10 protein-coding genes are annotated in these 14,565 nt (G+C 73.6%); 4 read left to right on the top strand and 6 right to left on the bottom strand.

Features of this window, described 5'->3' with window-relative positions:
• Positions 1-2,158: GNAT family N-acetyltransferase (locus E0D90_RS03060; RefSeq protein WP_130796501.1), on the bottom strand; the 2,158-nt coding region annotated here is incomplete at its 3' end.
• Positions 2,159-2,323: 165 nt separating this feature from the next.
• On the opposite strand from E0D90_RS03060, the gene E0D90_RS03055 reads away from it, so the two are divergent.
• Positions 2,324-2,605, top strand: a complete 282-nt coding sequence (locus E0D90_RS03055) for an HPr family phosphocarrier protein (protein ID WP_103500670.1) — start codon at positions 2,324-2,326, stop codon at positions 2,603-2,605.
• Between the two features lie 215 nt (positions 2,606-2,820).
• Here E0D90_RS03055 and E0D90_RS03050 read toward each other — a convergent pair whose 3' ends face one another.
• The 3 genes from E0D90_RS03050 to E0D90_RS03040 all read right to left on the bottom strand — a co-directional run bounded on the left by E0D90_RS03050 (position 2,821) and on the right by E0D90_RS03040 (position 6,672).
• Positions 2,821-3,543: a GntR family transcriptional regulator gene (locus E0D90_RS03050; RefSeq protein ID WP_103500669.1), complete on the bottom strand. Its 723-nt coding sequence runs from the start codon at positions 3,541-3,543 to the stop codon at positions 2,821-2,823.
• Positions 3,544-3,910: 367 nt separating this feature from the next.
• Positions 3,911-5,278, bottom strand: coding sequence for a M16 family metallopeptidase (locus E0D90_RS03045; RefSeq protein WP_438827364.1), 1,368 nt, complete (start codon positions 5,276-5,278; stop codon positions 3,911-3,913).
• Between the two features lie 20 nt (positions 5,279-5,298).
• Positions 5,299-6,672: a M16 family metallopeptidase gene (locus tag E0D90_RS03040; RefSeq protein ID WP_103500667.1), complete on the bottom strand. Its 1,374-nt coding sequence runs from the start codon at positions 6,670-6,672 to the stop codon at positions 5,299-5,301.
• Positions 6,673-6,913: 241 nt separating this feature from the next.
• On the opposite strand from E0D90_RS03040, the gene E0D90_RS03035 reads away from it, so the two are divergent.
• Complete coding sequence (locus E0D90_RS03035) at positions 6,914-9,355, top strand: DNA gyrase/topoisomerase IV subunit A (protein WP_130796499.1); 2,442 nt, start codon at positions 6,914-6,916, stop codon at positions 9,353-9,355.
• A 117-nt stretch (positions 9,356-9,472) separates the two neighbouring features.
• Here E0D90_RS03035 and E0D90_RS03030 read toward each other — a convergent pair whose 3' ends face one another.
• Positions 9,473-10,651, bottom strand: a complete 1,179-nt coding sequence (locus E0D90_RS03030; RefSeq protein WP_227869951.1) for a CobW family GTP-binding protein — start codon at positions 10,649-10,651, stop codon at positions 9,473-9,475.
• A gap of 218 nt (positions 10,652-10,869) precedes the next feature.
• Complete coding sequence (locus E0D90_RS03025; protein ID WP_227869950.1) at positions 10,870-12,030, bottom strand: citrate synthase; 1,161 nt, start codon at positions 12,028-12,030, stop codon at positions 10,870-10,872.
• A gap of 103 nt (positions 12,031-12,133) precedes the next feature.
• Between E0D90_RS03025 and E0D90_RS03020 the strand changes: the two genes are divergently transcribed.
• Both E0D90_RS03020 and E0D90_RS03015 read left to right on the top strand, forming a co-directional pair.
• Complete coding sequence (locus E0D90_RS03020) at positions 12,134-13,372, top strand: citrate synthase (protein ID WP_130796496.1); 1,239 nt, start codon at positions 12,134-12,136, stop codon at positions 13,370-13,372.
• A gap of 207 nt (positions 13,373-13,579) precedes the next feature.
• Positions 13,580-14,545, top strand: coding sequence for a ferredoxin family protein (locus tag E0D90_RS03015; protein WP_130796495.1), 966 nt, complete (start codon positions 13,580-13,582; stop codon positions 14,543-14,545).
• The last annotated feature ends 20 nt before the right edge of the window (positions 14,546-14,565 follow it).

Raw genomic sequence — 14,565 nt, 5'->3', positions numbered from 1 at the left:
GGGTGGGCAGGACGTCGATCCCGTAGGCACCGAGCAGCGCGAGGGCGTCGTCGTCGGGAAGTTCGACCGCCGCGTCGGCGGCGGTGTCCGGCCCGGTGGGCGCGGGACGCCCCATCAGCGCCGCGTTCAGGACGGCGGTCGCCACCGGCGCGTCGATGTCGTCGAACTCGGGTACCCGGCCCGGCTCCGCGGCGGCGCGGACCCAGGCGGCGTGCCGCGCCGCCTGGGCGAGCGCGCGCACGGCGCGCTCGGCGGAGGGATAGGCGGGGATGTCGTGGGCGGCCAGACTCGCCGCGAGGCCGGAGATGGCCAGATGGGCGACGAGCACCGGCTTGCGGACACCGGCCTCGGTCACGGCGGCTGCCAGCGCCTCGCTGAGCGCGTCCGCGGCATCCGCCCCGTCCATGGCGAGGCCGCTCGCGGGTTCGTCCGTGACGGTGGGGATGGCGGTGACGACGACCGCGTCGACGGCCGGGTCGGCGAGAGCGGCGGCCAGGGCGGCACGGTAGTCGGCGGGCGCGGCGCCGGGCCCGAGACCATGGGGCTCCAGCGGATCCAGTCCCTGCGCCCGGCACGCGTCGTGCGCGACGACGCCCAGCGACTCGGCGTTGCCGAGGACCGCCACCCGGTCTCCGGCCGGCAGCGGCTGCCGCGCCAGCAGCAGTCCGGTGTCGACCAGGTCGGTGACGGTGTCGGCCTCGATGACGCCGGCCTGGCGCAGCAGCGCGGAGACCGTGGCGTGCGGGGTGCGGCCGGTGGGGACGGTGTGCCCGTGGGGCGGTGTCCCGTCGCTGTGCCGCCCGCCGCGGACCACCACCACGGGGCGGCCCGCGGTGGCGGCACGGCGAACCAGGCGGGTGAACTTCCGGGGGTTGCCCAGGGATTCGAGGTACATCAGCACCACCGAGGTGTCCCGGTCCTCGTACCAGTGCTGGAGAAGGTCGTTCCCGGAGACGTCGGCGCGGTTGCCGGCGGAGACGAAGGCGGTGAGGCCGGCGCCGGACTGTTCCAGCTCCTCCAGGACCGCTATGCCGATCGCGGCGGACTGGGTGAAGAGCCCGATCCGGCCGCGCCGCGGGAGGTACGGGCCCAGGCTTGCGTTGAGGCGGACGGCCGGGTCGGTGTTGATCAGCCCGAAGGCGCCGGGGCCGATGAGCCGCATCCCGTGCGAGCGTGCCTGCTGCACGAGGGCGCGCTGGTCGTCGGCGGAGTGGTCCGTGGCCAGCACCAGCACGCCGCGCACTCCGTGGGCGCCGCAGTCGGCGATCACGGCGGCCAGCCGGTCGGCGGGCACCGCCAGGACGGCGAGGTCCACCGGTCCGGGGATCTCGCCGACTGAGCGGTGGGCGGGGGCTCCGCCGAGCTCCGTAGTGCCGGGCGGCAGCGCGTTGTTGACGGCGTGGACGGTGCCGGTGAAGCCGCCCGCGAGCAGCCGGTCCAGGACCGTACGGCCGGCGCCGCCGGGGCGGCGGCCCGCGCCGATCACCGCGACGCTGCCGGGGGCGAGCAGCCGTCCGACCGACCGCGCCTCCGCGCGTTGTTCCCGGGCCTGCATCACCTCCAGCGAGGCGGCCGTGGGTTCGAGATCGAGGGTCAGGTGGACCGAGCCGTCGGCGAAGCTGCGGCGCTGGGAGTAACCGGCGTCGGTGAAGACCTTGATCATCTTGCCGTTGGCGGGGAGGACCTCGGCGGCGAACCGGCGGATGCCGCGTTCGCGGGCGCACGCCGCGATGTGCTCCAGCAGGGCGGAGGCCAGCCCGCGCCCCTGGTGGGCGTCCTCGACGAGGAAGGCGACCTCGGCCCGGTCGGCGGGCTCGGAGGCGGGCATGCCGTCGTCGTCGATCCGGTCGTACCGGACGGTGGCGATGAAGTCGTCGCCGACGGTGACGGCGAGCCCGACCCGGTCGACGAAGTCGTGGTGGGTGAACCGGTGGACGTCACGCGCGGACAGCCGTGGGTAGGGCGCGAAGAACCGGTAGTACTTCGACTCGTCGGAGACTCGCTCGTAGAAGCCGACGAGCCGTTCGGCGTCGTCCACGGTGATGGGCCGCAGATGGGCGGTCCCACCGTCGCGCAGCACGATGTCGGCCTCCCAGTGGTCCGGGTAGGTCGGCGACGGTGTCGGTGCGGGCCGGTCGGTTTCCGCGGGCGGGCGCATGGGCTCAGGGTACGGCCGCCCGGGGCCCGCCCGCCCGCTGTACGGCGGGCCCGGCGGGCCGGGGCGGGGGCCGGGGAACGGCGCGGCGGGCCCGGCGTGCGAGAGTTGCTGGACGAATCACCCGAACCCGCGTGGAACCACCACCCGAACCGGAGGACACAGATCATGGCTGAGCGCCGCGTCACCATCGGCTGGCCCGAGGGCCTGCACGCCCGCCCCGCGTCGATCTTCGTGCGCGCCGCGACCGCGTCCGGCGCCAAGGTGACCATCGCCAAGGGCGACAACCCGCCGGTGAACGCCGCGTCGATGCTGGCGGTCCTCGGACTGGGCGCGGAGGCCGGCCAGGAGGTCGTGCTCGCCTCCGACGACGAGGGCGCCGAGCCCGCCCTGGACCGCCTGGCGAAGCTGGTCGCCGAGGGCCTGGAGGAGCTGCCCGAGACCGTCTGAGCCGGTGGGCACGCGCGGCCGGTTCCCGGGACCTCCCGGGGCCGGCCGTCCACGTTCCCGAAGCGGACGGAAACACGGCGGACTACCTGAGGCCGGCTTTCAGCGACGGGCATCTCCCCATCGTTCCGGCCGAAGCGTCCCGGAAATACGGGGCGGAATTCGGCCGCGTTATAAGCACCGCAATTCCCGCCAGGCGCGAATATAGGCTCCCGTCGTTACGACTGGCCGCGTGCCATGTTTACGGCAGGTTTCCGCGCGGGGGGCACGGGGCCGGGCAGCGCGTCCCCACCACCGCCCGCGTCCGGGGTGACGGTGTCCTCCCGGCGGCCCGGGGCCGGACGCGTCCGCTCGACCTGGGCGACGGACAGCGCCCGTGCCCGCTCGGCGTCGCCGCGGGTGATGGCGTCCACCAGCGCCCCGCGCTCCTGCCAGACAGCCGTCGCCCGGGGCGGCGGATCGGCCGGGTACAGCCAGGTGATCTTGCGCCGGACCTGCACCAGCAGCGCGGCGAGCGGAGGGCTTCCGGTGGCCTGCGCCACCGTCTCGTGGAACCACTCCCCCAGCGACCGCAGGTCAGCCTCCTGCCCCTGACCGGCACGTTGCCGTCCGAGTCGCACCAGGCCGCGCATCACCTTGAGATGGGCCTCGGTACGGCGCTGGGCGGCGCGAGCCGCGCCGAGCGGCTCCAGCAGTGACCGGATGTCCAGGAGGTCGGCGGCCTCCCGGTCGTCGGGCCGGGCCACACAGGCACCGGCGTGGCGGCGGGAGACGACGAACCCCTCCGACTCCAGGGTGCGCAGCGCCTCACGGACCGGGACCCGGGAGACGCCGTACCGCTGCGCCAGCTGCTCCTCGGCGAGTCGCGCCCCGCGCGGCAGCACTCCGGCCACGATGTCGTCACGAATCGCCGCACACACCGACTGCGCCGAAATCCGCATCAATAACCCCCATGGCTGGGCCGGCCCGGCGCAGGAATTCCCGCCGAGTCACACCTGAACTGTATGACATTCATTCGGGAATTCCGACCGCGCACCCGGGCGACCGGATTCTTTCGGCCGTCGCGACTTCGGACATGCCTTCCGGGAGGCGCCGCGCCGCGCGACCGCGCACGCCCGGCGGACAGGACGGCGGGCAGGACGTCGGGCAGGGCCGGGCGGAGGCCCGACGGCGGTGTGGGAGAGGGAGCGGGCGCCGCGAGCCACGTGGCACGGCCGGTCGGTACGGAGCGGGCCCCGGTGCCCGGCGGAGAACCGCCGGGCACCGGGGCCCTGAGGACGTACCGGTGCCTTCGCTGGCTGACAGCCGTCAGGCCGTCACCACCGTGACCTCGCCGATACCCAGCTCCTTCAGCGGCCCGGCGATCTGGCCGGCGTCGCCGACCAGCACCGTGACCAGGCGGTCCACGGGGAACGCGTTGACCGCGGCGGCGGTGGCCTCCACGGTCCCGGTTTCCGCGAGCCGCGCGTACAGCTTCGCCTGGAAGTCGTCCGGCAGCTGCTGGTCGACCTGGTCGGCGATGGTGGACGCGACGGACGCCGCGGTCTCGAACCGCAGCGGCGCCACACCGACCAGGTTGCGGACCGCGACATCACGCTCGTCGTCGGTCAGCCCCGACTCGGCCAGGGTACGCAGTACCTGCCACAGGTCCGCCATGGCCGGGCCGGTGACGTCGGTGGCGACCGAGCCACTGATGGCCAGCATCGCCGCGCCGTCACCGGCGGAGGAGGACCGCAGCACCTGGGCGAAGGCCCGCATGCCGTAGGTGTAGCCCTTCTCCTCACGCAGTACCCGGTCGAGCCGGGAAGTGAGCGTACCGCCCAGGCAGTAGACGCCGAGCAACTGGGCGGGCCAGACCATGTCGTGACGGTCCGGTCCCACGCGGCCGATCAGCACCTGGGTCTGGACCGAGCCCGGCCGGTCGACGATGACGACCCGTCCGGTGTCGTCGGCGGTCACGGGCAGCACCACCGCCGGAGCCGCCGCCTCGCCACGCCACCGGCCCAGGGTGCGTTCCACCACGGCGTCCAGGTCGACCCCGGCGAAGTCGCCGACGATCACGACGCTGGAACCCGTCGGACGGACCTGCGCGGCGTAGAAGTCGCGCACGGCGGCGGGGTTGATCCGCGCCACCGACTCCTCGCTGCCCTGCCGGGGGCGGGACATCCGGGAGTCGGCGGGGAACAGCTCGGCGGAGAGCGCCATCGCGGCCCGGCGGGCGGGGTTGGCCAGCTCGTGCGGGATCTCGTCGAGCCTGTTGCGGACCAGCCGCTCCACCTCGGCGTCGGCGAACGCGGGGGCGCGCAGCGCGTCCGCGAGGAGCTCCATGCCGCGCTCCAGGCGAGAGGCGGGAACCTCCAGCGACACCCGGATCGCGGCGTGGTCGGCGTGGGCGTCCAAGGTGGCGCCGCAGCGCTCCAGTTCGGCGGCGAACTCCTCGGCGGAGTGCTGCTCGGTGCCCTCGCTGAGCGCCCGGACCATCAGCGCGGCGACGCCTTCCAGCCCCTCGGGCTCGGCGGTCAGCGGCACCGGGACGCACACCTCGACGGCGATGACCTGCTGCCCGGGGCGGTTCACCCGCAGCAGTTTCAGCCCGTTGGGCAGATCCGTGCGCTCGGGGGCGGGGAACGCCCACGGCACGGGCTCGCCACCGGTCGGACGCGGGTGCAGCTCCATGGCGGGAGAGGATGCGTCGGTCACTGCTGCTGCTCCTTCACGTCGTCCTCGTCCTCGGCCGCTTCGCCGTCGGTGCCCCCGGACGGCTCGTACACCAGCGCCGCCCGGTTGTCGGTGCGCAGCCGCGCGGCCGCGATCTCGCGGACCTCCTCGGCTGTGACCTCCAGGATGCGGTCCACGGCCGTCAGCGCCAGCTTCGGGTCGCCGAACAGCACCGCGTAGCGGCAGAACTCGTCGGCACGGCCGGCGACGGTGGAGAGCCGGTCGAGCCACTCGCGTTCCAACTGCGCCTGGGCGCGCTCCATCTCCTCCGGTGTGGGGCCCTCGGCCGCGAACCGGTCGAGTTCCTCCGCGACGGCGGCCTCGATGGCGGGGATCTCGGCATCGCCGGAGGTCTTGACGTCCAGCCAGGCGAACGACGGCGCCCCGGCGAGCCGCATCATGCCGAAGCCGGCGGTGACGGCCGTGCCGTCGCGCCGCACCAGGCGGTTGTAGAGCCGGGAGGACTCGCCACCGCCCAGGACGGTCAGCGCCAGGTCGGCGGCGTCCGCCGCGCGGGTGCCGTCGTGCGGGAGCCGGTAGGCCGCCAGCAGCGCCCGGGCGGGGACGTCCTCGACCAGGACCTGTCGCTGGTCGCCGCCGGTGATGTCGGGCAGTGTGCCGTCACGCGGCGGCTGCTTGCCGTCATGGGCGGGGATCGAGCCGAAGTACTTCTCGATCCAGCCGAGGGTGCGCTCGGTGTCGAGGTCGCCGACGACCGAGAGGACGGCGTTGCCCGGGGCGTAGTAGGTGCGGAAGAACGCGCGGGCGTCCTCCAGCGAGGCGGCGTCCAGGTCGGCCATCGAACCGATCGGCGTGTGGTGGTACGGGTGGCCCTCGGGGTAGACCATCGCGGTCAGCCGCTCGAAGGCGGTGCCGTAGGGGACGTTGTCGTAGCGCTGGCGGCGCTCGTTCTTCACGACGTCGCGCTGGTTCTCCATGGACTCCTCGTCCAGGGCGGTCAGCAGCGTGCCCATGCGGTCGGCCTCGAGCCAGAGCGCCAGCTCCAGTTCGTGCGCGGGCATCGTCTCGAAGTAGTTGGTCCGCTCGAAGCTGGTGGTGCCGTTGAGCGAGCCTCCGGCGGACTGCACCAGCTCGAAGTGACCGTTGCCCGGTACCTGCGCCGAGCCCTGGAACATCAGGTGCTCGAAGAGATGGGCGAGGCCGGTGCGGCCGGGTACCTCGTGGCGGGAACCGACGTCGTACCAGAGGCAGACCGCGGCGACCGGGGTCTGGCGGTCCTCGGACAGGACGACGCGCAGGCCGTTGGCGAGCCGGTGTTCGGTCACCCTCGGTCCGGCTGCGGCGTTTTCCCGCCCGTCCGCGGCGTGTTGCTCGGTGGCCGTGTGGCCCATGGGTAAGGGGTCCCTTCGCTCGTCGGTCGATCCGCTTCGCTGGCTGTCACTGTATGCGTGGTGACCCTCGATGTGGGCGATGTCAGGCGCCCGGGGCGCACTCGTGCGGATGTCCGCAACCGGGTCCCGGCGCCCCGCTGTCAGCGCGGAGGTCCACAATGGTCGGCAGCACCGCCCCGGCGAGAGCGCCGGCGACGTGGTGCGCCCGCCCACACGACGCCCCCGAAGGAGCCGCGCCGCGATGGCCCGCCGCAGCACGAAGACCCCGCCACCAGACGACTTCGCCGAGCGCATCCTCGACATCGACGTCGTCGACGAGATGCAGGGCTCGTTCCTGGAGTACGCCTACTCGGTGATCTACTCGCGGGCCCTCCCCGACGCGCGGGACGGGTTGAAGCCGGTGCACCGGCGAATCCTGTACCAGATGCACGACATGGGGCTCCGTCCGGAGCGCGCACACGTGAAGTGCGCCCGTGTGGTGGGCGAGGTGATGGGCAAGCTCCACCCGCACGGGGACGGCGCGATCTACGACGCGCTGGTCCGCATGGCGCAGCCGTTCTCGATGCGGCTGCCGCTGGTGGACGGCCACGGCAACTTCGGCTCCCTCGGCAACGACGACCCGCCGGCCGCGATGCGGTACACCGAGTGCCGCTCGGCTCCCGCCGCCGGGATGATGGTCGCGTCGATCGACGAGGACACCGTCGACTTCGCGCCCAACTACGACGGCAGTGAACGGGAACCGGTCGCGCTCCCGGCGGCCTACCCCAACCTGCTGGTCAACGGCGCGTCCGGGATCGCGGTGGGTATGGCCACCAACATGCCGCCGCACAACCTCACCGAGGTCATCGCCGCGGCCAAGCACCTCATCCGTCATCCCGGCGCCGACCTGGCCACCCTGATGCGGTACGTGCCCGGCCCCGATCTGCCCACCGGCGGCCAGATCGTGGGCCTCGACGGCATCCACGACGCCTACACCAAGGGCCGCGGCACCTTCAAGATGCGCGCCACGGTGGCGGTGGAGCAGGTGACACCGCGCCGCAAGGGGCTGGTGGTCACCGAACTCCCCTTCACGATCGGCCCGGAGAAGGTCGTCTCCAAGATCAAGGACCTGGTCAACTCCAAGCGTCTCCAGGGCATCGCCGACGTCAAGGACCTCACCGACCGCGCTCACGGGCTGCGGCTGGTGATCGAGGTGAAGAACGGCTTCGTCCCGGAGGCCGTGCTGGCGCAGCTGTACAAGCTGACGCCGATGGAGGAGTCCTTCGGCATCAACAACGTGGCCCTGGTCGACGGCCAGCCGCTGACCCTGGGCCTCAAGGAGCTGCTGGAGGTCTACCTCGACCACCGGTTCACCGTCGTGCGCCGCCGCAGTGAGTTCCGGCGCACCAAACGCCGTGAGCGGCTGCACCTGGTGGAGGGGCTGCTCGTCGCGCTGGTCGACATCGACGAGGTCATCCGGATCATCCGAGCCAGCGACAACGCGGCGGCGGCCAAGGACGGGCTGATCTCGCGCTTCGGGCTGTCGGAGATCCAGACCCAATACATCCTCGACACCCCGCTGCGGCGCCTCACCCGCTTCGACCGGATCGAGCTGGAGAGCGAGCGCGACCGGCTGAACACCGAGATCGCGGAGCTGACGGCGATCCTGGACTCCGACGCGGAGCTGCGGAAGCTGGTCTCCTCCGAACTGACCGAGATCTCCAAGAAGTACGGCACCCCGCGCCGCAGCGTGCTGGCCGACGCCGAGGGCGCGGTGGTCGCGGACGTTCCGCTGGAGGTCCCCGACGACCCGTGCCGGGTACTGCTCTCCTCCACGGGCCTGCTGGCGCGCGGACCGGGCGCGGACGGCGCGCTGGAGACGGGGGGACGGCGCGTCAAGCACGATGTCGTGATCTCCTCCGTCGCCGCCACCACCCGGGGCGAGGTGGGCGCGGTCACCTCCACGGGACGACTGCTGCGGCTGGCCGTCGTGGACCTTCCCCAGCTCCCCGAAACGGGCGCGTCCAGTCTCTCGGGCGGGGCTCCGCTGGCCGAGTTCCTCTCGCTGGAGGACGGCGAGCGGGCGATCTGTCTGACCACCCTGGACGAGTCCTCTCCCGGCCTGGCGATCGGCACCGAACAGGGCGTCGTGAAACGGGTGGTGCCGGACTACCCGTCCAACAAGGAGGAGCTGGAGGTCATCTCCCTCAAGGAGGGGGACGTCATCGTCGGCGCGGTCGAGCTGCGCACCGGCGAGGAGGATCTGGTCTTCATCACCAACGAGGCCCAGCTGCTCCGGTATCAGGCGGCCCAGGTACGCCCGCAGGGCCGGCCGGCCGGCGGGATGGCGGGCATCAAGCTGGGTGAGGGCGCCCGGGTCATCTCGTTCACGGCGGTCGATCCGGGCGCGGAGGCCGTGGTGGTCACCGTCGCGGGCAGCAGCGGCACCCTGGTCGAGGGCGGCAGCGCCAAGATGACCCCGTTCGACCAGTACCCGCGCAAGGGCCGCGCGACCGGCGGCGTGCGCTGCCAGCGCTTCCTCAAGGGTGAGGAGGGGCTGGACTTCGCCTGGGCGGGCGCCACGCCGGCGCGGGCGGCGTCGCCGACCGGCGGCCCCTCCCCGCTGCCGGACCACGACCCGCGACGGGACGGCTCGGGGACACCGCTGGCGAAGCCGATCGGGGCGATCGGCGGCACCGCGTAACGACCGGACCGGACCGGACCGTACTGGACCGGTACGGGCTGGTGGTGGGGGCGGGGCGCGGCGACGCGTCCCGCCCCCACCGCGTCGTGGAGCGGTACGGAGCCGCCGCCACCGCGGTCAGCGCGGGGCGGTGGACGCGCGGTCGTGGACCGGCGGTTCCTCGTACTCGGGCGGTTCCTCGTACTCCGGCGGTTCCTCGTACTCCGGCGGTTCCTCGATGTCGGCCTCCGTCTCGGGTCGCCACCCGGTGCCGTCCCCGTCGGCCGGCGGATCGGCGGTGGCCGCGCCGGCGGCTCGGTCGGTGAAGCGGAGCACTCCGTAGAGCGCGGCGGGGCCGCGTTCGTCGGCGGCGGGGCCGACGCAGGCGGCCAGGGCGTCCTGGAGGGCGGCGGCGTCCACGCCGGAACCGATCATGACCAGGCTCGTCCGGCGTGGCTCGTCGCCGCCCCACGGCGTCGGGTAGAAGCGGAGGAAGCCGCCGACCGTGTGCAGGTCGTAGCGGTCCGCCTCGCCGCCGGCGCCGAAGTGGACGGCCCCCTTGATCCGGTACAGCCCGTCCGGCCGGGTGTCGAGGAACGCCATGAACCGGCGGGGGCTCATCGGTTCGTCGGTGGTGAACTCCACGCTCTGGTAGGCGGTGTGCGTGTGCGCGTCGCGCTCCTCGGCGGGCAGCAGATCCTCGAACGACAGCTGCCGGTCGTCCCGGACGCGGGCCCTGCCCGCGTCGCGGTCGAAGAACAGACCGGGGTCGACGCGGCCGTACGTGGCGGTGACGACCGGTGCGGGCGCCGCCATCTCCCTGATCCGTGCCACGAGTTCGTCACGCTCTCCGGCGCCGGTGCGGTCCGTCTTGTTGAGCAGCACGAGGTCGGCGACGGCCAGGTGGCGGTCGAGTTCGGGGTGCCGGCGGCGGGTCGCCTCGAACTCGGACGCGTCCACCACCTCGACCAGTCCCCCGTAGGCGATCCGCCGGTCCCTGCTGGCGAGGATGGTGCGGATCAGGGTCTGGGGCTCCGCCAGACCGCTGGCTTCCACCACGATCAGGTCGATCGCGGCCGACGGATCCGCCAGCCGTTCCAGCGCCTCGTCGAGTTCGGCCGGGTCCACGGCGCAGCACAGGCAGCCGTTGCCGAACGACACCATCGCGTCGACCTGGCCGGCGACTGCCATTGCGTCCACCTCGATCGCGCCGAAGTCGTTGACCACGGCGCCGATCCGGATGCCCTCCCGGTTGTGCAGCAGATGGTTGAGGAGGGTGGTCTTGCCCGACCCGAGGAAGCCGGCGAGCACCAGCACGGGGACCCGGCCTCCGGCGGCGGGGACCGGCGCGAGGGCCTGCGGCGGGTTCCGGTCTCCGGGCTCCTCCGGGCTGTCGGCGGGGCGCTCGTCGTGGCCGTGGCGCGGCACGTGCTGTCCTTCCTGGGAGTGCGTCGGGGGTCCCAGGATAGGGAGTGGTGGTGCCCGCCGGGGTGGGTGGCGGGCACCACCACGCACCGTCCCGTGGCGCGGCTCTCTCAGAGCGAGGGGCCCGCCGCGGGTACCGGCTGCGGGGGCGGCGGGCCCACATAGCGCGCCGCAGGCCGGATGATCTTGGAGTCCTCCGCCTGTTCCAGCACGTTCGCGCTCCAGCCGACGACGCGGGCGGACGCGAAGGTCGGCGTGAACATCTCCCGCGGCAGTCCGCAGAGTTCCATCACGACCCCGGCGTAGTACTCGACGTTGGTGTGCAGTTCGCGTCCCGGCTTCAGCTCGGCGAGGACCGTCTCGACGCGGTCCTCCACGCCTACCGCCAAGTCGACCAGCGGGCCACCGAGTTCGAGCGCGATCTCCTTGAGCATCCGCGAGCGCGGATCCTCGGTCCGGTAGACCGGGTGACCGAAACCCATGATGCGGCGGCCGGCGTGGACCTGTTCCCGCACCCAGGCGTCGGCGCGCTCCGGTGTGCCGATGGCATCCAGGGTGTCCAGCGCACGGCTGGGCGCACCGCCGTGCAGCGGCCCGGACAGTGCTCCGATCGCCCCGGTCAGGCAGGCGGCGACGTCGGCGCCCGCCGAGGCGATCACCCGGGCGGTGAAGGTCGAGGCGTTGAAGCCGTGGTCGATGGTGGAGACGAGGTAGCGCTCGACCGCCCTGGCGTGCCGCGGCTCAGGCTCCCGTCCGGTCAGCATGTACAGGTAGTTGGCGGCGTGCGGCAGGTCGGCACGTGGCTCGACCGGCTCCAGACCGTGTGCCAGCCGGTGGAGGGCGGTCAGCAGCGTCGGAACGAGAGCACATGCGGTCAGCGCGTCCTCGGCCCGTTCGGCGGTCGTCAGGTCGTAGACCGGCCGGAACCCGTGGGCGGCGCCGGCCAGCGCCAGCGCCGTGCGCAGGCCGGCGAGCGGACCGGCCGTTCCGCCGGCCCGGGCCAGTTCGGGGAGGAGGTCGCGGACGATCCCGGGCAGGGGGCGCAACTCCGCGACCCGGTCCGCGAAGGCGGCGGACGCCTTCGCGTCGGGCAGCTCGCCGTGGAACATCAGGTGCCACACGTCCTCGAAGGAACGGGAGGCGGCGAGTTCCACGGCCGAGAACTGGCGGTAGTGGTAGAAGCCCTCGCCGCCCCGGACATCGCCGAGGGCGGTGTCGGTGACGACGACTCCGGCGAGCCCCTTGGGTACGTCGATCTGTGTGACGGTCACGTCCTGCTCCCAGTGTCGGTGTACGGATACCCTGCGATCGACCATCCATCGTTGATGTCATCATTGTCAATGTTGATCCCATCAATATTGAAGGATGGCGCCCATGACCGATCAGCAGGACAGTGACGACCGGCTCACGACGCGGCAGACCGCCGAGCGGCTGGGAGTGAAGGCGGAGACCGTCTACGCCTATGTCAGCCGGGGACTGCTCACCCGGCGGCGCGCGCCGGAGGGCCGGGGCAGCACCTTCGACGCCCGCGAGGTGGAGGCACTGGCCCGCCACTCCGCGCGACGCCCGCAGTCCTCCCGGCCCACGCCGTTCACACCCCTCGCCACCGGGATCACCCTGATCGAACGGGACCGCTGCTACTACCGGGGCGTGGACACCACAGTGCTCGCCACCGGGTACGGCTACGAGGAGGTGGCGGACTGGCTGTGGACCGGCGGCCTGACCACCGGCATCCGCTTCCGCGCGCCACAGGAACAGCTGGACGCGGCCCGCGCCTGCGTCGCTGCGCTACCCGCGCACAGCGCCACCGAGGACCGGCTCCACGCCGCCGTCGTGGGTGCCTGCGCCGCGGACCCCCTGCGCTCCGACCTCACCCCGGCCGCCGTCCACGCCACGGCACGCGCCCTCATCGCCGCGCTGGTCGACGCCCAGCCCCCGCTGGGCCCGGAACCCGCCCCGGACGCGCAACTGGCCGACCGGCTGTGGGCCCGCCTGACCGCCCATGCGCCCACCGGCGCCGGGGTGCGGGCGCTGGACGCCGCCCTGGTTCTGCTGATCGACCACGACCTCGCCGTCTCCACCCTCGCCGCACGGGTCGCCGCGACCGCACGCGCCCACCCCTACGCCGTGGTCCTGGCCGGACTCGGCGCACTCGACGGGCCCCTCCACGGCGCCGCGGCTGCCCCCGCGCACCGGATGGTCGCCGAAGTCCTGGACCACGGAAGCGCCGCCGCCGTGGTCGCCGGGCGCATCCGCGAGCAGCGCGGTGTGCCCGGCCTGGGCCACCTGCTCTACCCGGCCGAGGACCCGCGGGCCACAGCGCTGTTCGCGCTGCTCGCCGAAGTGCCCGCCGCCAGGGAACCTCTCGGCGCGGCGCGCGAGGTGGCGGCGGCGGCCGGCCGGCAGCGGGCCGCGCACGCCAACATCGACCTCGCCCTGGCTGTGCTGACCGTCTCGTGCGGGATGCGGCCGGAGGCGGGCCAGGCCGTCTTCGCGGTGGCCCGTACCGCCGGCTGGATCGCACACGCCCTGGAGGAGTACACCGAACCGGCGATGCGGCTGCGCCCCAGCGGCGCGTACCGGGGCCCGCGTCCTCCCCGCGAACTGCCCTGACCTCCCCGCGATCCGCCCTCGCCTCACCGTGGACGGGCCCGGCCGCCGGTGACGTGCCGGTGGGTGCCGGTGGGGTGCCGCCGATCTGCCGCCGCGAGCTCCGGGGGCAGCTTCGACACACAGTGTGCGCCCGGCGCGCCCGGACGGTCCGGTCAGGTTAGGCTCAGCTATGTCCACTCCTGCCGCACCACCGGGCGGAGAAGCCTTGTGATCTCCTGTGCCACCACCTCCCGTGACCAGGCCGAACCCCTCGCCGGGACCGCGGCCTTCGCCCGTACCTGGCTGCTCGTGGAGCAACCGGGCCCCTGGGGCAGCAAGGCCCTCACCCAGAGTCGTCTCGACCCCGCACTCGGCCGCGACCTCGACGCCGCCGGCACGGCGGGCGGCGTGCGGGTGGCGCTGATCCGGCGCCCCGGCCGTCACGCCGACACCGGCCCCTCGTCCGGACGCCGCGTCTTCCTGGCACACACCGCGCCCGGCCGGTCCTGGCTGCGGTCCGCACGGGTCACGGATCCCGAGATCCTCCGGACGCTGGACATGGGGCGGCTGGGCGCCGGTGAGCACGACGGCTTCGGCCGTCCGCACCTCGGCGACCCCCTGGCGCTGGTGTGCACCAACGGGAAGCGGGACCGGTGCTGCGCGGTGCTGGGCCGCCCGCTCGCAGCGGAGCTCGCCGCCTCCGGTGACGTGGACGCCTGGGAGATCACCCACATCGGCGGCCACCGCTTCTCTCCGACACTGCTGGTCCTGCCCTACGGCTACGCGTACGGCCGGATGTCGGCGCCGGAGGTCAAGCAGGTGCTGCACGAGGTGCGGGGCGGGCGGGTCGTCACCGAGAGGTGCCGAGGACGTTCCACGTGGGACCGCCCCGCCCAGGCGGCGGAGCTGGCGCTGCGGAAGCACATCGGCGAGACACGCGCCGGGGCGCTCGACGTCCTGGAGGTGCGGGAGGGACCTGCGCGCCTGCGGACGCGGCCGCCCGCCGCGGACCGCGAGGCCCCGCACTGGCGGGTGACCGTGGGCCACACCGACGGCCGCCGCTGGGAGGTCGCCGTGGCCGAGGGCTCCACCCTGCCCGCCTCGCCCGCCTCCTGCGGCGCGGCGCTGCTGCCGCAGTCGCGCATGGTGGTGAGCGGCGTCCGCCCCCTGCTGCTGGCCGGCACCCACGGCTGACCGCCGGTCCGGTCCTCACG

The organism is Streptomyces otsuchiensis (assembly GCF_004305975.1).
GTDB classification, from domain to species: domain Bacteria; phylum Actinomycetota; class Actinomycetes; order Streptomycetales; family Streptomycetaceae; genus Streptomyces; species Streptomyces otsuchiensis.
The sequence above is the reverse complement of the archived record's forward strand: the minus strand, read 5'-3'. Positions and strand labels throughout refer to the sequence as shown.

Bases quoted from the DNA above. Each gene is read 5' to 3' on its own strand.
- E0D90_RS03035 (WP_130796499.1), top strand. From the start codon at position 6,914: ATGGCCCGCCGCAGCACGAAGACCCCGCCACCAGACGACTTCGCCGAG.
- E0D90_RS03020 (WP_130796496.1), top strand. From the start codon at position 12,134: ATGACCGATCAGCAGGACAGTGACGACCGGCTCACGACGCGGCAGACC.
- E0D90_RS03055 (WP_103500670.1), top strand. From the start codon at position 2,324: ATGGCTGAGCGCCGCGTCACCATCGGCTGGCCCGAGGGCCTGCACGCC.
- E0D90_RS03045 (WP_438827364.1), bottom strand. From the start codon at position 5,278: ATGGAGCTGCACCCGCGTCCGACCGGTGGCGAGCCCGTGCCGTGGGCG.
- E0D90_RS03040 (WP_103500667.1), bottom strand. From the start codon at position 6,672: ATGGGCCACACGGCCACCGAGCAACACGCCGCGGACGGGCGGGAAAAC.
- E0D90_RS03050 (WP_103500669.1), bottom strand. From the start codon at position 3,543: ATGCGGATTTCGGCGCAGTCGGTGTGTGCGGCGATTCGTGACGACATC.